Source organism: Microbacterium murale, from assembly GCF_014635185.1.
Classification (GTDB): Bacteria; Actinomycetota; Actinomycetes; order Actinomycetales; family Microbacteriaceae; genus Microbacterium; species Microbacterium murale.
The window spans coordinates 63,885-85,241 of sequence record NZ_BMCM01000008.1 but is presented as its reverse complement, the minus strand read 5'-3'; the positions used below and the strand labels follow the sequence as shown (position 1 = coordinate 85,241).

19 protein-coding genes are annotated in these 21,357 nt (G+C 68.2%); 7 read left to right on the top strand and 12 right to left on the bottom strand.

Annotation, left to right across the window (positions count from 1 at the left end; translation table 11 throughout):
- Nucleotides 1-34: 34 nt before the first annotated feature.
- Genes IEV67_RS18415 through IEV67_RS18390 form a run of 6 tightly spaced genes read right to left on the bottom strand, consistent with a single transcriptional unit; the run spans nt 35 to nt 6,390 of the window.
- Nucleotides 35-1,492 carry a sodium/solute symporter gene (locus IEV67_RS18415; protein WP_188438179.1) on the bottom strand — a complete coding sequence of 486 codons (1,458 nt, stop codon included), beginning with the start codon at nt 1,490-1,492 and terminating at the stop codon, nt 35-37.
- On the bottom strand, nt 1,489-1,869 hold the full coding sequence (locus IEV67_RS18410) for a heavy metal transporter (RefSeq protein WP_188438178.1): 381 nt from the start codon (nt 1,867-1,869) through the stop codon (nt 1,489-1,491). Before IEV67_RS18410 ends, IEV67_RS18415 begins: the two co-directional genes overlap by 4 nt.
- Nucleotides 1,866-2,582: a LytR/AlgR family response regulator transcription factor gene (locus IEV67_RS18405; protein ID WP_188438177.1), complete on the bottom strand. Its 717-nt coding sequence runs from the start codon at nt 2,580-2,582 to the stop codon at nt 1,866-1,868. Before IEV67_RS18405 ends, IEV67_RS18410 begins: the two co-directional genes overlap by 4 nt.
- 14 nt (nt 2,583-2,596) lie before the next feature.
- Nucleotides 2,597-3,793 carry a sensor histidine kinase gene (locus IEV67_RS18400; RefSeq protein WP_188438176.1) on the bottom strand — a complete coding sequence of 399 codons (1,197 nt, stop codon included), beginning with the start codon at nt 3,791-3,793 and terminating at the stop codon, nt 2,597-2,599.
- 52 nt (nt 3,794-3,845) lie between these two features.
- On the bottom strand, nt 3,846-4,079 hold the full coding sequence (locus tag IEV67_RS18395; protein WP_188438175.1) for a YbdD/YjiX family protein: 234 nt from the start codon (nt 4,077-4,079) through the stop codon (nt 3,846-3,848).
- 4 nt (nt 4,080-4,083) lie between these two features.
- A complete protein-coding gene (locus tag IEV67_RS18390; RefSeq protein ID WP_188438174.1) occupies nt 4,084-6,390 on the bottom strand; it encodes a carbon starvation CstA family protein in 2,307 nt (768 codons plus the stop codon).
- A gap of 171 nt (nt 6,391-6,561) precedes the next feature.
- On the opposite strand from IEV67_RS18390, the gene IEV67_RS18385 reads away from it, so the two are divergent.
- The 4 genes from IEV67_RS18385 (at nt 6,562) to IEV67_RS18365 (ending at nt 10,742) form a co-directional block, all read left to right on the top strand.
- A complete protein-coding gene (locus tag IEV67_RS18385; protein ID WP_188438173.1) occupies nt 6,562-7,104 on the top strand; it encodes an ECF transporter S component in 543 nt (180 codons plus the stop codon).
- A gap of 92 nt (nt 7,105-7,196) precedes the next feature.
- A complete protein-coding gene (locus IEV67_RS19045; RefSeq protein ID WP_229703355.1) occupies nt 7,197-9,041 on the top strand; it encodes an ABC transporter ATP-binding protein in 1,845 nt (614 codons plus the stop codon).
- Entirely contained in the window at nt 9,038-9,856 is an 819-nt protein-coding gene (locus IEV67_RS18370; protein ID WP_188438172.1) for an energy-coupling factor transporter transmembrane component T, read from the top strand. The genes IEV67_RS19045 and IEV67_RS18370 overlap by 4 nt, the downstream gene beginning before the upstream one ends.
- 10 nt (nt 9,857-9,866) lie before the next feature.
- The gene (locus tag IEV67_RS18365; protein WP_188438171.1) at nt 9,867-10,742 is read left to right on the top strand and encodes a siderophore-interacting protein; all 876 of its coding nucleotides are present in this window, start codon (nt 9,867-9,869) and stop codon (nt 10,740-10,742) included.
- Between the two features lie 80 nt (nt 10,743-10,822).
- Here the strand turns inward: IEV67_RS18365 and IEV67_RS18360 are convergent, their stop codons facing one another.
- The 4 genes from IEV67_RS18360 to IEV67_RS18345 form a co-directional block, all read right to left on the bottom strand.
- On the bottom strand, nt 10,823-11,176 hold the full coding sequence (locus IEV67_RS18360) for a type II toxin-antitoxin system PemK/MazF family toxin (protein ID WP_188438205.1): 354 nt from the start codon (nt 11,174-11,176) through the stop codon (nt 10,823-10,825).
- A gap of 14 nt (nt 11,177-11,190) precedes the next feature.
- Nucleotides 11,191-11,412: a ribbon-helix-helix domain-containing protein gene (locus tag IEV67_RS18355; protein WP_188438170.1), complete on the bottom strand. Its 222-nt coding sequence runs from the start codon at nt 11,410-11,412 to the stop codon at nt 11,191-11,193.
- A gap of 53 nt (nt 11,413-11,465) precedes the next feature.
- The gene (locus tag IEV67_RS18350; RefSeq protein WP_188438169.1) at nt 11,466-12,629 is read right to left on the bottom strand and encodes an acyl-CoA dehydrogenase family protein; all 1,164 of its coding nucleotides are present in this window, start codon (nt 12,627-12,629) and stop codon (nt 11,466-11,468) included.
- A gap of 141 nt (nt 12,630-12,770) precedes the next feature.
- A complete protein-coding gene (locus IEV67_RS18345) occupies nt 12,771-13,697 on the bottom strand; it encodes a M15 family metallopeptidase (protein ID WP_188438168.1) in 927 nt (308 codons plus the stop codon).
- Between the two features lie 84 nt (nt 13,698-13,781).
- Between IEV67_RS18345 and IEV67_RS18340 the strand changes: the two genes are divergently transcribed.
- On the top strand, nt 13,782-14,828 hold the full coding sequence (locus IEV67_RS18340; protein ID WP_188438167.1) for an Rv2578c family radical SAM protein: 1,047 nt from the start codon (nt 13,782-13,784) through the stop codon (nt 14,826-14,828).
- A 56-nt stretch (nt 14,829-14,884) separates the two neighbouring features.
- Entirely contained in the window at nt 14,885-15,433 is a 549-nt protein-coding gene (locus IEV67_RS18335) for a YaeQ family protein (protein WP_188438166.1), read from the top strand.
- A 131-nt stretch (nt 15,434-15,564) separates the two neighbouring features.
- Here IEV67_RS18335 and IEV67_RS18330 read toward each other — a convergent pair whose 3' ends face one another.
- Nucleotides 15,565-17,985: a DEAD/DEAH box helicase gene (locus IEV67_RS18330; protein ID WP_188438165.1), complete on the bottom strand. Its 2,421-nt coding sequence runs from the start codon at nt 17,983-17,985 to the stop codon at nt 15,565-15,567.
- A 252-nt stretch (nt 17,986-18,237) separates the two neighbouring features.
- On the opposite strand from IEV67_RS18330, the gene IEV67_RS18325 reads away from it, so the two are divergent.
- On the top strand, nt 18,238-19,134 hold the full coding sequence (locus IEV67_RS18325; RefSeq protein ID WP_188438164.1) for an aldose 1-epimerase family protein: 897 nt from the start codon (nt 18,238-18,240) through the stop codon (nt 19,132-19,134).
- Here IEV67_RS18325 and IEV67_RS18320 read toward each other — a convergent pair.
- A complete protein-coding gene (locus tag IEV67_RS18320) occupies nt 19,127-21,265 on the bottom strand; it encodes a HelD family protein (RefSeq protein WP_229703351.1) in 2,139 nt (712 codons plus the stop codon). The genes IEV67_RS18325 and IEV67_RS18320 overlap by 8 nt on opposite strands.
- Between the last annotated feature and the right edge of the window lie 92 nt (nt 21,266-21,357).

Sequence of the window (21,357 nt, the reverse complement as noted above, 5' to 3'; positions counted from 1 at the left end):
TCGGAACAGCGGTATTGAGACGTTTGGGAGACGCTCACGCGCGCTCGGGCGTGTGCAGACGCCCGAGATATCGGTCCGCGCGCAGGGGAGCGCCGCGGGTGTCCATGAGCGAGACCGCCACGGTGATCGCGGTCGCGAGCGGCACCGTCCACGCCGCGGGTTGTGCGAGGAACGGCGCAGCAGCCCCCACCCCGCCGATCGCCGTGTAGACCAGCAGCGACAGTGCACAGGAGACCCCGCCCGTGATCATTCCCGCGACCGCGCCGCGGGCGGTGAGTCCCCGCCACCACACTCCCAGCAGCACGATCGGAGACAGCATGGATGCCGCGAAGACGAACACCATCCCGACGCTGGAGCCCAGTCCCTCCGGCGCCGTGAGCAGCGCCACCGCGAGCGGCACCGCCGTGCACAGCACCGCCGACAGCCGGAAGGATCGCACGGATCCCGAGAACACGTCCTGGCTGACCACACCGGCCAGCGAAACGACGAGTCCGGCCGACGTCGCGAGGAACGCCGCGAACGCGCCGGCGACGATCAGCGCCGTCAGCAGTTCACCGAACAGCCCGGGGAACACCCTCGACGGCAGCACGAGGGCGACGGTGTCCGCGATCCCCGGCGCCGCGAGGTCAGGAGCGACGACGCGGGCGAGGAGTCCCATCCCGCTGGAGACGGCGTAGAACGCGCTCACCATCACGATCACCAGCACCGTCGTGTGCCGGGCCGAGACGCCGGTCGGGCTGGTGTAGAACCTCACCAGCACGTGCGGCAGGCCCATCGTGCCCAGCAGCAGCGCCACCATGAGCGAGGCCGTCTCGTAGACGTCGAATCCCGCAGGGCCCGCGGATGCCGGGAAGACCAGGACCGGGTCGATCTCGTGCGGTCCACCGGTCAGCGCGAACGCGATGCAGAACAACGGCACCAGCAGCGCGAACAGCTTCAGCCAGTACTGGAACGCCTGCACGTACGTGATCGCCCGCATGCCTCCGGCCGCGACGGATGCGGCGACCAGCACGGCGATCGCGACCTCGCCCACCCACTGCGGCAGACCTGCGACGACCATGAGCGTGATGCCCGCGCCGTGCAGCTGAGGCACGATGTACAGCCACCCGATCACGAGCACGGCGATGCTCGTCACGCGCCGTGCCTTGACCGATTCCAGTCGCGCTTCGATGAAGTCGGGGATCGTGTACGCGCCGCTGCGCCGCAGAGGAGCTGCGACGAAGACGAGCACCAGCAAGTATCCGGCGGCATAGCCGATCGGGAACCAGAAGCCGCGCGCACCCTCCAGCAGGACGAGTCCCGACAGCCCGAGGAACGTACCGGCCGAGAGGTACTCGCCACTGATCGCCGACGCGTTCCATACCGGACGAACGGTGCGCGATGCCACGAAGAAGTCGTCGGTCGTGCGTGACACCCTCAAGCCGTAGACGCCGATGAGCAGCGTCGCGATGACGACCAGAGCGATGCCGAGGAGGTCGAACACGGGGTTCATCCGCGCTCCCTCAACCGGCGGTACGCCCGCTCGTTGCGTGCGGCGCCGCGCGCATACAGCAGCGCGAAGACGATGATGATCGGGTAGAACGCGAAGGCGTGCAGGAGCCAGGACACCGGCAGCCCCGAGATCACGAGCCGATCGATCTCGGGGACGAGCGCGATCACGAGGGTCAGCACGGCCGTGACCACGACGAATCCGGCGACCGTTCCCAGCGCGAGCCGCAGCTGACTGCGTCGAAGGGCACGGGCGTACACGGCATCCGCGTCGTCCGCCGGTGTGCCGGGCAGGGCGATGCCATGCGTGTGCTCGGGGTCGGACGCGGGGCGGTCATCCGCACTGACGCGGACGCGCCGGGGCGGATTCTGCTCGGTCATCGTGACGCTCCGCGCACCAGAGCCTCGCGCACGGCCGGCAGCAGCCGCCTGCTCACCGGAAGCACCACCGACCCCACCGCCACCGAGGGATCGCTCCCCGACAGCCGGGCCTCGCCGATCGCCGCGACGGCCGCCAGAAAGGAGCGATGCACTCGGACGAATCCGGCATCCGCCCAGCGCTGCTCCAACTCCGAGATCGGGATGCGCACCAGATGACCCACACCGTCCGCGGTGTGCAGCCGCGAATAGTCGCCCTGCGCCTGCACCCAGCGCACATCGCTGCGGTGCACGAAGCGCACGCTCGAACCGACGGTGACCGGGAGCACCTCGTCGTCGGGCGACGCGGCCGCTCCTCCGAGTTCGAGCACGCGGTCGACGGCGCGGCGCAGCCGGTCGGCACGGACGGGCTTGAGCAGATAATCAGCCGCGCGCACCTCGAACGCATCGACCGCGCGGGCGTCGTCGGCCGTCACGAAGACGACGGCGGGAGGAGTCGCCAACGACCCGAGCGAGCGGGCCAGATCCATGCCGGACAGACCAGGCATGTGGATGTCGAGGAACGCGATCGCCACGGCTCGCGCAGACAGCATCCGCAGAGCCTCCGCGCCGGAGCTCGCCGTCAGGATCTCGCCGATGCGATCATCGCGGCGCAGCAGGTGCGCCAGCTCGTCGAGAGCGGGATGCTCGTCATCGGCGACGAGGACATCGATCATGTCGTCCTTCCCGCTCAGTCGCGCCCAGAGTCATGCAGCCCAGGGTCATGCAGCGGCTGCGACTTCGGGATGCGCATCCGCACCAGCGTACCTTCGCCCGGATTCGTCTCCACGACCAGGCCGCCCTCGCGTCCGTACATCTGCCGGAGCCTCGTGTCGACGTTGCGCAGCCCCACGTGGGCGCCGTCGTCCGCAGCGGTCAGCAGCGTGCGCAGCGAATCCGGATCCATGCCGACGCCGTCGTCCTCCACCGTGATCTCGGTGTGCGTGACGTCGTCGATCGCCTCGATCCGGATCGTGCCACCGCCCTCGCCAGGTTCGAGCCCGTGCCGCACCGCGTTCTCGACGAGCGGCTGCACCGACAGGAACGGGATGACGGTCGCCAGCGCCTCCGGCGCGATCCGCAGCGTCACCTCCAGCCGGTCGCCGAAGCGCGCCCTCTCCAGCGTCAGGTACGAGTGGATGCTGCGCAACTCTTCGGCCAGCGTCGTGAACTCGCCCTGACGGCGGAAGGAGTACCGCGTGAAGTCGGCGAACTCGAGCACGAGCTCGCGCGCCCGTTCCGGGTCCGCATGGATGAAGGATGCGACCGCCGTCAGCGCATTGAAGATGAAGTGCGGCGAGATCTGCGCGCGCAGCGACCGCAGCTCGGCCTCAGCGAGCGCGGTGCGCGACGCATCCAGTCCACCCAGCTCCACCTGCGCAGCGCACCAGTCCGCGACCTCACCGGTCGCCCGCACCAGCGCCGCGCGCACCGGGGCCGCGAACGCCACGACCACGCCGGCCACCTGACCGTCGACGACGATCGGCGCACCGACGGCCTCCAGCTCTTCGCCTTCCGGATGCGGGAACACCTGCCGACGCCCGGACTCCTGCACCCTCTCGGCGATCCGCAGCGCAGAGCCCTCCAGCGCATCATCCGCACCGTCGATCGCCACCGCACCGTCGGCTCCCACGATCGCGACGGCAGTGCTGCCGAGCAGCGTGCGGAAGTGCCTGGCTGCACGCACGACGTCCGGCGCGCTCAGCCCCGCGCGAAGATGCCGTGCCGCCAGACTCGCATGGTGCATCGCGCCGTACGACGCCTGCTCCGCCGCGCTGCCCAGATCGGCGTTGCCGCGCGCGAGACGCCAGGCGAGCATCAGCAGCACCATGAGCACGACTCCGCCGATCACGCCGAGTGCGGCGGCGAGCACCACGGATCCGGTCATGGCATCAGCCTAAGACGACGACGAAACCGGCGCGGCGGTATGCGAAGCGTGCTCAGCAGCAGCGGGCGCCGGGGTTGCGATCCTGCTCGTCCATCCGGTCGCGCCAGAACTCGCGCTCGGTCATGGGCTTCTCCTCCGGATGCCCGCGCCGGTGATGCGCGAGGTACGTCTCGTAGGCGCTGTCGCCCATGAGATTGCGCATGTACCAGCGGATGCTGCGACCGGCACGCAGCGCCAACGCACCGGCCGCCCTCAGGCCGGTCGCAGCATCCGACTGGATCGTCATGAGATCAGTGTCCCTTGCGGTGCGCGTTGGCGCGCAGCTCTTCGTTCACGATCGGCTCCCACTGCTTCTCGAGTTCGCGCTCGTCCGCTGTCGGCAGGAACCCGGCCGGGGCGTAGCGGCGCGAGACCACCGCGGCATCCTCGGTGTTCTCGCCGCCGCCGTTGCGCAGCGCCTTGATCGCCACGATGACGGCCATGATCATCACGACGATCGCGAGGACGACGAAGATGATCGACAGGGTGCCCTGCACCGCCGTGTTGCGGATGACCGCCTCGACAGTCGCCGCATCGCCGAGGCTCGCGTCGCCCGATTCCTGAGCCGCACGGTACTTGAAGTGATTCGCCCAGTAGCCGATCTGCGGCACCGGAGAGAAGATCTTGTACAGCGAGGCGCTGATGGTGATCACCGCGGTGAACGCGAGTGGCAGCGCCACGATCCACAGCCACTTCACGTAGCTCTTGCCTCGCTTCGCGACGATCGCCAGCACCACGGCGAGCGCGATCGCGGCGAGCAGCTGGTTGGCGATGCCGAACAGCGGGAAGAACGTGTTGATGCCGCCAAGCGGATCGGTGACGCCGAGGATGAGGATGTATCCCCACCCCGCGACCATGATGGCGGTCGTGATCCACACACCGGGGCGCCAGGAGACGTCACGGAACTTGGGCAGCCAGGCGCCGATCGTGTCCTGCAGCATGAAGCGGGCGACGCGAGTACCGGCATCCACCGCGGTGAGGATGAACAGCGCCTCGAACATGATCGCGAAGTGGTACCAGAACGCCATGAGGGCCTGGCCGCCGAGCGCCTGCTGCATGATGTGCGCGAGGCCGAGTGCGAGCGTGGGCGCTCCACCCGTGCGCGAGACGATCGACTCCTCTCCGACATCCGCCGCGGTCTGGGTGAGCATCTCGGGGGTGATGTTGACGCCGGTCAGCCCGAGGGAGTTCACGAAGGCCACAGCGCCTTCGACCGAGCCGCCGGTGAGAGCAGCTGGCGAGTTCATCGCGAAGTAGATGCCCTGATCGATCGAGATCGCGGCGACCAGCGCCATGATCGCGACGAACGACTCCATGAGCATCCCGCCGTAGCCGATGAAGCGGGTCTGGCGCTCCTTCTCGATGAGCTTGGGCGTCGTGCCAGAGGCGATCAGCGCGTGGAATCCCGACAGCGCGCCACACGCGATCGTGACGAACAGGAACGGGAACAGCGCTCCGGAGAACACCGGCCCGAGGCCGTTCTCACCGAAGACGGTGAGGGCGGGAACCGTGATCTCGGGACGCACCAGCACGATGGCGCCGGCGAGCATGACGATCACGCCGATCTTCATGAAGGTCGACAGGTAATCGCGCGGAGCGAGCAGCAGCCAGACCGGCAGGATCGCGGCGATGAAGCCGTAGATGATGATGCCCCACGCGATCGTCGTCGTGTCGAGGTGGAAGAGCGCCTGGCCCCACTCGGTGTTCGAGACCCAGCCGCCGCCGATGATCGCCGCCATCAGAAGCACGAAGCCGATGATGGAGACCTCGGTGACCTTGCCGGGGCGGAGGAAGCGCAGGTAGACGCCCATGAAGAGGGCGATCGGGATGGTCATGCCGACCGAGAAGACGCCCCACGGGCTTTCGCCGAGGGCGTTGACCACGACGAGCGCGAGGATCGCGACGATGATGATCATGATGAGCAGCGCGGCGATGATCGCGGCGGTGCCGCCGATCTTTCCGAGCTCCTGACGCGCCATCTGACCGATCGTGCGGCCGCCGCGGCGCATCGAGAAGAAGAGGACGAGGTAGTCCTGCACGGCGCCGGCGAGCACGACGCCGACGATGATCCAGATGGTGCCAGGCAGATAGCCCATCTGCGCTGCCAGGACCGGGCCGACCAGCGGCCCAGCGCCGGCGATCGCGGCGAAGTGGTGACCGTAGAGCACGCGGCGGTCGGTGGGGACGTAGTCCTTGCCGTCCTGCTTGACCTCGGCCGGGGTGGCGCGGCGGTCATCTGGGCGGGTGATGAACTTCTCGATCACCTTCGAGTAGAAGCGGTAGCCGATCAGATACGTGCAGACCGCGGCGAACACGAACCAGATCGCGTTGACGGTCTCGCCCCTGACGATGGCGAGCATCGTCCAGGCGATGCCGCCGAGCAGTGCGATGGCAACCCAGAGCACGATCTTGGGCCAGGTCCAGCGGCCCGCCTTGGCGTGCTGCTCGTCCGTGAGAGCCACGGGTGGGAGGTCGGGGTCCTGGATGAGCTCCGGCTCATCGACGGTGGATGCGCTGCCTGCGGTGTTCGCAGGGCGGCGCGAAGAAGGTGATGACATGGCTGCTCCTTGTGTGCGCGTCATTGCGTTTCCCCACGCTAGAGGCGCAGCATCCGCCCGTCGGATCGTTTCGGAACCGGATGCGACGAGCGGCGCAGTCGAGGCGACGAGCGGCGCATCGCACGGTCGCCGGCGCGGCCGAGACCGTCCTGGCGCAAGTAGGCTGAAGATGTGGCGCGAACCCCTCTTCTGTCGACCAGAGTCCTGCTGGTGTGCGCCGCCATCGGCGTCGCGACCGGCATCGTCGGCGGGATCGCGGGAGTGCTGACACCGTTCGTTCTGATCACCGCCGCGCCGGCATACGGACTGCTGCTGGGCGTCCACGTGCTGCCGGGCATCATCGCGCAGGAGGTGCTTCGCCAACCGCTCGTCGCTCTGATCACCCATGTGATCGCGGCGCTCGTCTCCAGCGCCTTCAACCCGGCCTGGGCTCTGCGCTTCATCGGCACCGCTTTGCTGTTCGGCGCGATCCAGGAGGGCGTCGCCGCCCTCACCCGGTACCGGGCCTGGGGAGCATGGCGATTCTTCATCTCGGCGGCAGTGATCGGCGTGATCGTCGCGGTCGTCGTCTTCTTCGTCGCGCATCTGGGATCGTTGCCGCTGTGGGCCCAGATCACCTACCTCGCGCTTTCGTTGCTGGGCCCGATCGCCTGGACCGCACTCGGGCTCGGGGTCGGTTCGGCGCTGGGCAGAGCAGGCGTCGCGCGCCGCTGATCCCGACGAGTCGAGCGCGGGTACCTCGATGGCGAATCAGGTAAGGCTCAGCTAAGTTAGAACGGTACGTTCCACCGATCCGGGGTTCCGCCGTGCGCCCATCCGCGCCCCTTCTTCGCGTGCGTGATCTCACCCTCACCCACGCCGGTGCCGTGCGCCCTTCGCCGAGCGACGTGAGCTTCGACATCGCGCCGGGCGAGGTCGTCCTTCTGCTCGGCCCGTCAGGTTCGGGCAAGTCGACGCTCACGCTCGCGCTGAACGGACTGATCCCGCACGCCCTCCCCGCGACGATGACAGGCACCGTCGAAGCGGGTGGGATCGACACCGCGCACTCCGACACCGCCACGCTCAGCACGCACGTCGCGATGGTGTTCCAGGACCCCGACGCCCAGATCGTCACCGGCACCGTCTACGACGAGGTGGCCTTCGGCCCGGAGAATCTGCTGCTGCCGCTCGACGAGGTGCGTGCCCGTACCGAGAATGCCCTGCGCCGCGTCGGTCTCTGGCAGCGCCGAGACGAGAACCCCGACCGCCTCTCCGGCGGCGGACGCCAGCGCCTCGCGATCGCCTGCGCCCTCGCGATGGGATCGCCCCTCCTGGTGCTCGACGAGCCCACTGCCAACCTCGACCCGCAGGGCATCGACGACGTCTATGCCGCACTCGCCGACGTCGTCGCCGCCGGCGACCGCGCGATACTGCTCGTCGAGCACAACCTCGACGCCGCCATGGAACTGGTGACGCGCACGATCGTGCTCGATCAGGCCGGCACGGTCGCATTCGACGGTCCGGTCGACGAGATCCTCCGCGGCCACACGGAAGAGCTCGTCGCGATGGGCGTGTGGCTGCCCGCCGCAACGCTGACGGCGCGGATGCTGCGCGAGCGCGGCATCCTGTCGAAGGACGTGCCGCTGCCGCTGACGCCGGCGGAGCTCGCGGAGATGCTGGGTGAGCGCATCCCCCACGGGACGTTGAGCGAGCACCTCCCCCACGGGACGTTGAGCGAGCGCATCCCCCACGGGACGTTGAGCGAGCGAGCCCCCGACGGGACGTTGAGCGAGCGAGCCCCCGACGGGACGTTGAGCGAGCGAGCCCCCGATGGGACGTTGAGCGAGCGCAGCGAGACGAAACGGGTTGAGCGAGCGACAGCGAGTCGAAACCAAGAAACGAAACCGCCCCACCCCCTGATCCGCGCCCGCGGACTCACTGTCAAGCGCGGGCGGCACGAGATCCTGCACGGCGTCGACCTCGACATCGAAGCCGGCAGCCTTACCGCGATCGTCGGCGCGAACGGCGCGGGCAAGACCACGCTCATCCAGGCGCTCGCGGGTGTCGTTCCCCCGCCGAAGCGCCAGGTCGACGTCGACGGACTCGACCCCGCCACGGCGTCACCGCGCGATCTCGCCGCGCGCATCGGCTTCGTGTTCCAGAATCCGGAGCACCAGTTCATCGCTGCCACGGTCTTCGACGAGCTGGCGCACGGGCTGCGCCTGCGCCACATGGATGACGCGGAGATCGATCAGCGCGTGCGTGCGATGCTGATCCGGTTCGGGCTCGACCACAAGGCGGACGTGCATCCGTTCCTGCTCTCGGGCGGCGAGAAGCGACGGCTGTCGGTCGGCACAGCGCTGATCACCGGCCCCCGCGTGCTCGCACTCGACGAGCCGACGTTCGGGCAGGATCGCGCCCGCGCCGCGGAACTTCTCACGTTGCTCGACACGCTGCGCAAGGACGGCACGACCATCGTGATCGTCACGCATGACCTGCAGCTGGTCGCCGAGCACGCGACGCACACGGTCGTGCTCTCCGACGGACGGGTGCATGCCGTCGGGCGCACCAAGGAGCTCTTCGGCGATGAGCAGGTCTTCGCCACAGCAGGGCTGCGGTTGCCCGCACTGCAGCGGGTCCTCGCCTCCCACGCCGGGGCGGTGCCGTCATGAGCACGACCGTCCTCGACCCATATGCGGCAATGGCCGGCACCTCACGCCGTGAGTTCCTGTACGCACTGAACCCGCTGGCGAAGGTCGCCGCGGTCGCACCAGCGATGATCATGCTGGTCTTCGTGCGCGACCTCGCCACGCCTGCCGCCTTCCTCGCACTCGCCTATGCGGTGATCCTGGTGGGCGCGCGGCTGTCGTGGCGGCTCCTGCTGCTTCTGCTCGTCGTCATACCGGCTGCCATGATCGTGATCGGCATCGGGTTCTCGTTGTGGGTGGATGCTGCGCTCGTCGACAGCACTGCGCCATTCCTGCAGATCGGCGGCTGGACGATATTCAGCGGAGCGCTGCAGATCGGCTTCGCCACCGCGCTGCGACTCGGCGCCATCACCGCCCTCGCACTGGTGGGCGGCCTCACCACGAGCGGCCCTGACCTGGTGCGCGCGAGCATTCAGCAGTTGCGGGTGCCGTACCGCGTCGGCTACACGGCGCTGGCCGCCTTCCGGTTCGTGCCACGGTTCGGTCACGAGCTCAGTGTGATCCGCGCCGCGCACCGCGTGCGGGGGCATCACGGTGGCCGCGGTCCGTTCGCGCGCATCGCACGCGGCTGGGGGTACATCGTCCCTCTGCTCGCGGGAGCGATCCGCCACGCCGAACGTGTGGCCCTGGCGATGGACGCCCGCGCCTTCGGAGCGCACGCCACACGCACCGAGCGTCACCTCGTGCCGTTCCGCACGCGCGACGTCGTGTTCATCGTTCTGCTGCTCGCAGCATCCGCCGCCATCTTCATCGTTCTGTTCCCCTGGCAACCCGCCTGAAAGGCATCGCATGGCATTCAGTAAGATGGTCAAGCCCGAGACGACCGAGCTCCTGCACCTCGAGGTGCTGCGCACCGAGCGGCTCGCCCCGCACTGGATCCGCATCACGCTGGGCGGCGGTGAGATCTCGAAGTTCCGCCCGATGGGCTACGACCAGTGGTTCCGCCTGTTCATCCCGGTCGGCGGCGAAGCGGGTCTCGAACGCGTGCCGGCGAAGGCGCACAAGATGTTCGGATACCTGAAGTTCCTGCGCATCCCCGACGGCGAGCGCCCTGTCATGCGCAATTACTCGGTACGCGCATACCGACCGGCGGCGGCGGAGCACGGCGCCGAGATCGACGTGGACTTCGTACTGCACGGCTCTGCCGCCGATGGGACGGCCGGCCCGGCATCCCGCTGGGCGGAGACCTGCGAGCCGGGCGAGCACGTGCTGATCATCGACGAGGGACTCACCTTCAACCCCGAGCGCGGCACGCAGCACGTCGTGCTCGTGGGAGACGAGACCGCACTGCCGGCGATCGCCTCGATCTGCGCGTCGCTTCCTTCCACGGCGAAGGGTCTGGCCATCATCGAGGTGCCCTCCGCTGAGGATGCGCTGGAGTTCGAGCATCCGTCCGGCGTCTCGATCGAGTGGAACACGCGTCCGAACGACACGGCGCCCGGTACGCTCGCGCTCGCGGCGCTGCGCGAGGCGGAACTGCCGTCCGACCCGTTCCATGCCTATGCGGCTGGAGAGCAGGCACTCGCCTCGGGAGTGCGCAAACAGCTGGTCGGCGAGCGCGGAGTCGAAAAGAACAGCGTGAGCTTCTGCGGTTACTGGAAGATCGGCGCCTCATCGCCCGCGTCCAAGGCCGCCCGCGACGCCGCCGCTGAGCCGGCGTCGTGATGGGGATCCAAGCGTTCGAAGGAGGAAAGTGCCGGTTCCGACGCCTTGGAACCGGCACTTTTCTCCTTTCGTCGCACTGATCAGAGCGAAAGGTGCAGTCGTAGCGCCTCGTCCACGGCACCCATGAGCTCGGAGGGAATCCAGCCGACAGGGCGCGTGATGCGGCTGCCCGCGATCGTGCGCACCTGTTCGGCCTGAGCCTTCGAATCACGGCCGAGGCCGGCCGCGTCAGCCGGCACGAGCACCTGGAACGGCAGCACCCTGGCCGTGTTCGAGGTCAACGGCACGACTGTGACGGTCGCCCGGTCGCTGCGCGTGGCTACCGCGTTCGCGGTGTTGTTGCTCACGACGATCGCGGGCCGCGTCTTGCGGACGTCCGACCCGACAGCGGGATCAAATGACACCAGTACGACCTGGCCTCGGCGAAGAAGCATCGCTGAGTCTGCGCTCATGCTGACGCGAGGCCGTCGCCGGAAGAGAGGTCCCAGTCCTCGTCGTAACCCTCTGCGTAGGCCTCAGCATAGGCATCAGCCAGGCGGCTCTCACGCAGCAGGCGCACGGCATCCTGAACGGCAGCGGAACGCGATCCGTAACGTCCGTTCATCGCTTCCGCATCGAGAAACGCCAGATCGGCCTCGCTGAGGCTGAGACTCACTTTCGTGTTCGCCATGACGGCGATGCTACTCCGGTAGCAACCTTCTTGCTACCGGAGTGCGCGAGAGGTCAGCGCTTGCCGGCGATCTGACGCGACACGATGTCGCGCATGATCTCGTTCGTGCCGCCGTAGATGCGGTGCACACGGGCGTCGAGGAACGCGCGGGCGATCGGGTACTCGGTGATGTAGCCGTAGCCGCCGTGCAGCTGCACGCACGTGTCGAGGATCTCCCACTCGCGCTCCGTCGTCCAGAACTTGACCTTCGCGGCCTCTTCGGCCGTGAGCTTCTTGTCCTTGTACGCCAGCAGCGCCCGGTCGAGGTATGCCCACATCACGTCGACCGTGGTCGCGACATCCGCGAGCTTGAAGCGGGTGTTCTGGAAGTCGATGATGCGCTCGCCGAACGCCTCGCGGTCCTTCGTGTAGTCGACGGTCCACTTGAACGCGGCCTGCGATGCGGATGCCGCGGCGATGCCGATCGAAAGGCGCTCGAGCGGCAGGTTCATCATGAGCTGGAGGAAGCCCTGACCCTCCTGACCGCTGATGAGGTTCTCCTCGGGCACGAACACGTCGCTGAATGAGAGCTCAGCGGTGTCGTGGCCGTGCGAGCCCATCTTGTTCAGCTTCTTGCCGTGATCGAAGCCCTCCATGCCGTTCTCGAGGATGAGCAGGCTGAACGCGTCGGGGCGGTTGCCCTCCCCCGTCTTGACGAACGTGACGACGATGTCGGCGGTCTTGCCCGACGAGATGAAGGTCTTCGCACCGTTGACGATGTAGCCGCCCTCGGTCTTCTTCGCGGTGGTCTTGATCCCGCGAAGGTCGGAGCCCGCACCGGGCTCGGTCATGGCCAGCGCGCCGAGAACCTCACCGGTCGCCATACGCGGCAGCCACTTCTCCTTCTGCTCCTGCGTGCCCATGTGCACGAGGTACGGGATGGCGAGATCGTCCTGGATGCCGAAGGCCCCCGCGAGCGATCCGGCGCCCGCGCCGATGACCTCTTCGTTCACGATCGTGCGGAAGCGGTAGTCCTGCAGCATGCCCGCTCCGCCGAACTCCTCCGGCACGGAGAGCCCGATGATGCCGGCCTCGCCTGCGGCGAGCATGGTCTCACGGTCGATCTCGCCTGCGGCATCCCACTTCTCGATGCTCTCATTGCTGACGTGGCGCTTGACGAAGTCCTTCACCAGGTCGCGGAATGCCTCGTGGTCTTCTTCGTAGATGTCGCGTTCCATGCCGTCCTCCCGAACGTGTCAGTGCGTCGTTGCTCCCGCGATTCTAGGGCGGAGAGCGGATGCTGGGACAGCGCGTTGTGAGAATGCATCCCACCACGCGTGGGACTGCGTACCGCGTTTGTGGGAAGCCACAGAACGTGGTCAGTGCGCGTAGTCGGGTGCTGCGGGGAGCGCGAAGAACTCCTCGAGCGTGTGGTAGCCGCCCTCATGGTAGGCGGCCGCGAGCTGCGGGCCGACGAAGCGGAGGTGCCACGGCTCCGGCATGTAGCCGGTCGTGCCCGTCGCACCGCTCTCGTATCGGACGACGTAGCCGTACTCCCACGCGTGCTCCTGCACCCAGGCGCCCTGCGCCGTGCTGCCGAAAGCGTCGATGTCGCCGCACTCGTCTTCGCACGCGACGACATCCACGGCCAGCCCTGTCTGATGCTCGCTGAATCCCGCACGCGCCGAGCCCTCGTCCGCACCCGCAACTCCCTCGGCGGCGACGAAGCCGGAATAGGTGGAGACCTGCAGGTTGTACGAGCGATAGCCGTTGTTGATCCCGATCACTCCCGCGCCGGACGCGTCGGCATCCCGCGCGAGCCCGCCCAGTGCGTCGCGCGCATCCGTCCGAAGGCGGTCGGACGGCGTCGTGGTCGCGAGATCGACTCCGTCGAGTCCTGCCGGCTCGAAATCGAGAGGAGCCAGTGGTCGCGCCTTGTTCACGACCAGCCAGATCCGGGCCGGATCACTCAGCGAGATGCATGGCGCGTTCCCTGCCACGACGGCGTCCCGGAAAGCCGCACCACCGCCGAACGCCGTGATCGCCGCCTCGTCGTCATCCGCCGCGAGCGCGTCGGTGACCCCCGGATCCGCACAGGGATCAGCCGCGATGACGCCGCCGACGTCCACACCGGGCAGTTGAGCCGCGACGACCGGCGCCGGAGGAACCTCGGCCTCTGCCGCAGCCGGCACGTCCGCGATCGCCCACAGCATGCCGAGCGCTGTCACGGCCAGGCCGATCGGCAGCGCGACGGTCAGCACGCGCGACGGACGCGACGCGTGCCGTGGGTTATGGGCGCCGCTCATGATTCCATTGTGCCCCGTTTCACCGATCGAACATACTTCCCATGCGATCTTGACTTAACATCGCGTATTTGTTCGAATGAGTGCATGCGATGGCAGGGACAGACGATCGACGACGCGGATGACGCGGCCCTGCCCGGGATGGAGAACCGCACGGGAATCGTCCGCTCGGTGACGACGCCTGAGTTCTCGGGGATGACGTTCCATGAGGTGCTGGCGCGCTCCGCGCTCAACAAGGTTCCGGCCGGCTCGCGGATGCCGTTCAGCTGGACGATCAACCCGTACCGCGGGTGCAGCCATGCGTGCGTATACTGCTTCGCCCGCGGCACTCACGAGTATCTCGATCTCGACGGCGGCGGGGACTTCGACTCGCAGATCGTCGTGAAGACGAACGTGGCCGAGGTGCTCGCGAAAGAGCTGCGCAAGGGCAGTTGGCAGCACGAGAGCGTCGCATTGGGCACGAACACCGATCCGTACCAGCGCGCCGAGGGCCGCTACAAGCTGATGCCCGACATCATCCGCACCCTCGCCGAGTCCGGCACACCGTTGTCGATCCTCACCAAGGGGACGCTGATCCGCCGCGACATCCCGCTGCTGGTGGATGCTGCGAAGCACGTGCCGATCGACATCCAGATGTCGATCGCGATGTACGACGACGAGCTGCAGCATTCGATCGAGCCGGGAACCCCGAGCACGCAGGCACGCCTGGACACGGTGCGTGCGCTGACGGATGCCGGTTTCCGCGTCGGGGTCTTCCTGATGCCGGTGCTTCCGCACCTCACAGACTCGGTCGAGGCGATCGATCATGCACTGCAGCGCATTGATGAGTCCGGCGCCGACCATGTCATCTACGGCGCGCTGCACCTTCGCGCCGGCGTCAAGCCCTGGTTCATGCAGTGGCTGCAGCGCGAGCATCCTGAGCTCATGTCGTCGTACCGCGGGCTCTACCCCGGCGCGGCGTCTGAGGCCCCGAAACCCTACCGGCAGTGGCTGGCGAAGCGCGTGCGTCCGCTGATCCGTGCGCACGGACTCGAGGCCCGTCACTCCGACGATGCCTACCCGAGCCGACGGCTCACCCGTCCGGCAGCCCTGCGCGCGACTGCGGTGGCTCCACCCGCAGCCACGCTGTTCTGACCGCGGTCTCTGCGCACGGTCGGAGCCTGCCGCCTCGGCGCGTAGGCTCGGTGACTATGGCAATCGGCGCGATGATCCACACGTTCACGGTGCAACTGGCCGACATGGATCGCGGCGTCTACGACGACCTCACGCTCCGCGTCGCGCGGCATCCTTCCGAGACAGACGCATACATGCTCACCCGTACACTCGCCTACTGCCTCGAATACGCCGAGGGCATCACGTTCGGCGCTGGCATCTCGCAGGCGGACGAACCCGCGGTGCTCGTTCGCGACATGACCGGCAAGATCACGGTGTGGATCGAGGTCGGAGCCCCCGACGCGGAACGCCTGCATTACGGCAGCAAGCTGGCCGACCGCATAGTCGTCTACACGCACCGTGACCCGGCCAAGGTCATCGCACCGTGGTCAGGCAAGCGCATCCACAACGCCGAGGCCATCCGGGTGTTCAGCTTCGACCCTGGATTCATCGACGATGCCGCCGCGTCGCTCGAGCGGCGCAACACCATGACGCTGACCGTGACCGAACAGCAGCTGTACCTCGATCTGAACGGCACGACGCTCAGTTCTGCGGTTCACATGCGCGGGGCGATTCCCGAAGCCTGATCAGCGCTTGGCACCGGTCACTTCGCTCGGATGGGCCGCTGCCCGGTACGCAACTCCTCGGAACGACGCAGAAGGGCCCCGGAATTCGCTTCCGGGGCCCTGAGCCTCAAGGTTCTGAGGAGTTGTGAACCCTACGCCGTGATCTCGTCGTTGCTCGGCATGCGCCCGGTGATCTCCTCGATGATGTCGTCACCGATCCGAGCAGACTCGAACGGTGCGTCGATCTCGGCGCGGCCCAGCAGCTCGGTCATCCGACGCTGGCGCTGACGCGTGATCAGCGTGACCACGCGGCCGGCACGGCCTGCGCGCCCGGTGCGCCCCGAGCGGTGCATGTACGTCTTGTACTCGTCCGGCGCATCCGCCTGGATCACCAGGTCGATGTCATCGACATGGATGCCGCGAGCGGCGACGTCGGTGGCGACCAGGACCTGCACTCGACCCGAGGTCATGCGCTCGAGGTTACGTGTGCGCTTCGCCTGGTTCAGATCACCGTGCAGCGCCGCCGCCGGGATCCCGGCGTCGTCGAACTGCTCGGCCAGCGTCTCCGCGTATGCACGGGTGCGGGCGAAGACGAGAGTCTTGCCTGCGCGATCGACCATCGAGGTGAGGATCTCGGCCTTGTCACGGTGTTCGATCACGAGCACGCGGTGGTCGATCGTGCCGGAGTCCTGGTCTTCGCCGGAGACTTCGTAGACGGCAGGATCCACGAGGAACTCGTCGACGAGGGCAGCGACCTCGCGGTCGAGCGTCGCCGAGAACAGCAGCTTCTGGCTGCCCTCCTGCGTGTGGCGGAGGATGCGCTGCACCGGCTCGACGAATCCGAGCTCGCACATGTGGTCGGCCTCGTCGAGCACCGCGATGCGGCAGTCGGAGAGGTCGAGCTTGCGCTGCTTGATCAGATCCTCGATCCGGCCGGGGGTGCCGATCACGATGTCGACGCCCTTCATCAGCGCGCCGACCTGGCGGCCCTGCGGGACGCCACCGTAGATCTGCGTGGTGAACAGGCCGACGCTGCGGGCGATCGGCTGAATCGTGCGGTCGATCTGCAGCGCGAGCTCGCGCGTCGGAGCGAGGATGATCGCGCGCGGCTTGCGGCCGTACTCACGACGCTTGCCTGCCTGCGACTTCAGCACGCGCTCGACGAGCGGGGCACCGAAGGCGATGGTCTTGCCGGAGCCGGTGCGGCCACGGCCGAGCACGTCGCGTCCTTCGAGGATCGACGGGATCGTCGCGGCCTGGATGGCGAACGGCGAAGACGCACCGAGCTCCTTCAGAACCTCGACGATGTTCGAGCCGATGCCGAGATCGGCGAACGTGACGCCATCGACCTCTGGGGCCGCGATCGTCTTCGCCTCGAGGCGCTCGTGCACGACATCCTCGGTCTTCTCGAACTTCGCTGTCGACGACGTCTTGTTCCAGTCGTCGCGACTCGCGCGCGGCTCGCTGCGGCGGTCGTCACGGCGGGGGCCGCGGTCGTCACGGCGGGGGCCACGGTCGTCACGACGGGGGCCACGATCGTCACGGCGCGCATCGTCACGGCGGGGGCGGTCGCCCTGGTGGCGGGAACCGGTCGCCGAGCCCGTCGACGCGTCCCGCTGCGGGCGGTCGCTGTTGACGCGAGGGCGATCTTCGTAACGGGGGCGGCCATCCGTGCGCTCGCGGTCATCGCGACGCGGACGGTCGTCCGGACGAGCACGGTCATCGCGACGCGGACGGTCGTCGTTGAAGCGCGGACGCTCGGCGGGACGATCGCTGTTGAAGCGGGGGCGGTCACCCTGGTAGCGGGAACCCGTCGACGCACCGGCATCCCGGCGCGGACGCTCATCCTGTCGGCCGCGGTCATCGCGACGCGGACGGTCGTCGTTGTAACGCGGACGCTCGGTCGCGCGGTCGCTGTTGAACCGGGGACGGTCGCCGCCGCGCTCGGCGGGACGGTCGCTGTTGTACCGGGGACGGTCGCCGCCACGGTCGTTGTTGAACCGCGGACGGTCGCCCTGGTAACGAGAACCCGTCGACGCACCGGCATCCCGACGCGGACGCTCATCCTGACGCGCGCGGTCATCGCGACGCGGACGGTCGTCGTTGAAGCGCGGACGTTCAGCAGCACCGCGATCGTCGTTGAAACGAGGACGCTCGGCCCCACGGTCGCTGTTGAACCGCGGACGGTCGTCGTTGAAGCGACGCCCATCGGTGCGCGGACGCTCGCTCTGGTGGTGCGGCGTCTCGCGGCGACCCGACTCGGCACGACTGCGAATGCCACGGGCCTCATCACGGCCGGCACGTTCCTGGTCGCTCCAGCGACGCTTCGGGGCGCCGCTCTCGGCCTCGGCCGGACGGTATCCGCGGTGGGTCGCGCTCTTGCTGCCAGGGCGGCGGTCGACGCCGCGGTCGGAGGTCGACGAAGAGCGGGGCGACGAAGGGCGCTTTGCGCCGGCATCCGCACGTCCGCCCTCAGGGCGACCGGCGTGACGGTCATGGAACGAGGTCTTGTTCGCGCCGTAGCGCGGCTCGAAATTGGGCCTGCCGCCCTGGGGCTTCTTGTTCTTGGGCATGGGTGTGTCCTTCTGGGTTTTCTGCACCAAACAGCGCCGCACTTCGCGCGCGGGGAAACCCGGACATCCGTCGGCCGGGGGCCATTCATGTGATGGTTAATGTGCGTCGATCGACGCTCACCATCGGCCCCTGGGCTCACACTTCCAACAGATAAACGCCCGCGCCATGCGCGGCTGCCCGAAGCCGACCCCACCAGTTTACCCGACGCGCCTGAGAAACCCCTCGTACGATGACCCCCGTAACATGACACCGTGACTTCGCAATCCCCCACCGGCATCCAGATCCACCTTCAGCGTGGCGCCGTCGCGGCGCAGATCGCCCAGGTCGGGGCATCCCTCCGCGGCCTCGCCGTCGGCGGAGTCGACCTCATCAGCCGCTATCCGGAGAACATCCCGACGCCGTCGTGCTCCGGTGTGGTTCTCGCGCCGTGGCCGAACCGGGTGCGCGACGGCGTCTGGGACGACGACGGCACCACGCAACAGCTCTCGATCAGCGAGCCGAAGCTGCACAACGCCAGCCACGGCCTGCTGCGCTTCACCGCCTACGAGATCGAGCAGACGGATGCCGCCGCCACCCTGCGCGCCACGATCCACCCGCAGACCGGCTTCCCGTACGAGATCGAGACGACGGTCGCGTATGCACTCACCGACGCCGGCATCGAGGTCACGCACACGCTGACGAACCGATCGGATGCTGCGGCACCCGCCGCCCTCGGAACCCACCCGTTCGTCACGATCAGCGATGTCGATCCGCACGACCTCGTGCTCACCGTGCCCGCCACGACGCAGTTCGACGCCGACGAGCGGATGCTGCCCGTCGGCACCTCCCCTGCGTCGGCCGCGCTGCGCGAAGGGGTGCGCCTCGGCGACATCACGCTCGACACCGGCTTCACCGACCTCGCCCGAGACGCGGACGGCTTCGTGCGCCATTCCCTCACCGCGCCCGACGGCCGCCGCGTCACCCTGCGCCAGGGCGAAGGCTTCGATTACGTGCAGGTGTACACGACCACGAATTACCCCGGCCATGACCTCGCAGTCGCCATCGAGCCCATGACGGCTCCGGCCGACGCGTTGAACAGCGGTCTCGGCATCCGTCGCCTCGCCCCAGGCGAGACGTGGAGTCTCACCTGGGGCGTCGAACTCAGCTGACGTGCAGCTGTCCCAGCTCTTGGGTGCAGCGCGTCAGCGCGACGTAGAGTCCGTTCCAGCCGCGCGGCTCAGCCGCGATACCGGAGGCATCCACGAGCAGAGTGGCGTCCCATTCCAACCCCTTGGCGTCGGTCGCAGAGAGCACCGTCGCGTCGGGGAGAGCCGCGCGCAGCGCAGCGAGGCGGTCAAGAGGCGCCACGACTCCGACGGTTCCGCCGCTCCAACGCGCTGACAGCTCCTCCACCAGCAGCGCAGCCTCAGCGGCAAGACCGCTCTCGTCGGTGTCGCGTTCCCACGGCTCGATGCCGGACGCCCGCACGGCCCGAGGCGGTTCGTTCTCACTTCCGGCGTTGCGGAGCACGGGAGCAGTGAGCGCCATGACTTCGAGCGGCGTGCGGTAGCAGATCGTCAGACGGGCCTCAGTCCACCTCTTGCCGAACGCCGCGTCGACCGCCTGCGCCCACGTCGTGTGCCGGTGCGGCGCCTCTGCCTGATCGATGTCGCCGACGGCCGTGATCGACCGCGAAGGACAGCGGCGCATCACCATCTGCCACTGCATCTCCGAGAGCTCCTGAGCCTCATCGATGACGACGTGCCCGTAGACCCAGTCGCGCCGCGCAGCAGCACGATCGGCGAGGAACTCGCCCTGCGACCCTCCGGATCCCGGATCTCCCAGCAGATCGGCGAGCGCGTCGATGAGCGGGATGTCGCTGCCGGCCCACCCCGCCGGCTCACGGCGGACCGAGGCGCGCTCCGTGTCATTGAGCTCCGGGGTCCACCGTCGCAGCAACGCGTCGTCGGTGAACAGCCGGCGCAGCTCAGCCGTCGCATCCAGGGCCGGCCACCACTGCGCGAGCAGGTCGTCCAGGCCGCGATCGATCGCGATCCGATCGCGCAGCCGCTCGATGTCGTCCTCAGAGAGCAGCCCGTCGACTTCGGCGCCTGTCGCGCCGGTCGTCGCGGCACGGTCATCCGAGCGCTCCAGCCCCGCGTCGACACCGGCGAGGATGTCCTCCAGGCCCTCCTCCATCTGCGTGAGCGTCTCTTCGCTGCGCTCGACGACGGCATCTGTGAGCAGGCCGTGCACCTGTTCGAAGAAGACGGTCCGCGCCGCGTGGTACGAGCGTCCGGAAGTCGCCGAGGCGAGTGCGTTCGCGATCCTCCGACCATCGAGCGTGTACTTCTCGCCCTCCCAAATCAGTTCGAGTTCCCTCGGCTGCGGGACCAGTGACGCCGCGTACTCTGACAGCGCCCGCTGCCAGAGCGCCCTGCCCTTGATCTCGGCGACCGCCCTCGGCTCATCGCGCTCCACGCGGATGCCCGGCACCAGCGTGTCGCAGGTCGCCGAGACGATAGCCGTCTCACCGAGGGCTGGCAGCACCTGCGCGATGTAGTCGAGGAAGCGCATCGACGGGCCGAGCACCAGTACGCCCTGCGCAGCGAGGCGAGAGTGCGTGAAGAGAAGGTATGCGACCCGATGCAGCGCCACCACGGTCTTGCCGGTGCCCGGTCCGCCCTGCACCACGAGCGGTCCGTGGGCGTCGGCGCGGATCACATCGTCCTGTTCGCGCTGCAGCGTCGCCGCCGCCGTGCTCATGCGTCCGGTTCGGCGCTCGCCTAGCGCGGCGAGCAGCGCGCCTTCACCGACGAGTTCGCTTGCCACCGAGCCGTCGAGTGGCTCATCGTCGACGCCGAGCACAGTGCGATCGCTCGTGCGGATGTGCCGGCGCCTGGCCTGGCCCTGAGGGTCCACGGCGGTCGCGGTGTAGAAGGCACGCGCCGCAGGGGCGCGCCAGTCGATCACCAGGGGATCATCCTCCTCGGTGTTCGAGCCGGGGATTCCCACCCGACCCAGGTGCCTCACTGAATCGTCGAGCCCGTCGAGCCGGCCGAAGATCAGGCCCTGCTCGGCGTGCGACAGTTCCGAGCGCCGCTGCGCCATCATGCGCATCCTCACCTGATGCACGGCATCCGTCGCAGGAATCGCAAGGTCGGCATCGAGCTGCCGGAGGAGGTCGTCACGGCGCCTGAACGCCTCGTCGAGGGTGGCCTGTTCCTGTTCTACTGCTGTCTCGCTCGCGATCTCGTGCTGGTCGGGCAGGGTGGTGACGTCGTCCAGGGGCACTGACACTCTCTCTGTGTGCGGGGTCTGAGGCTCTGTGCGCCGGGTTTGCGGCCAGCGCACTAGTCGCTGAACAGCACCCGGTCGCGGACTATTCCACC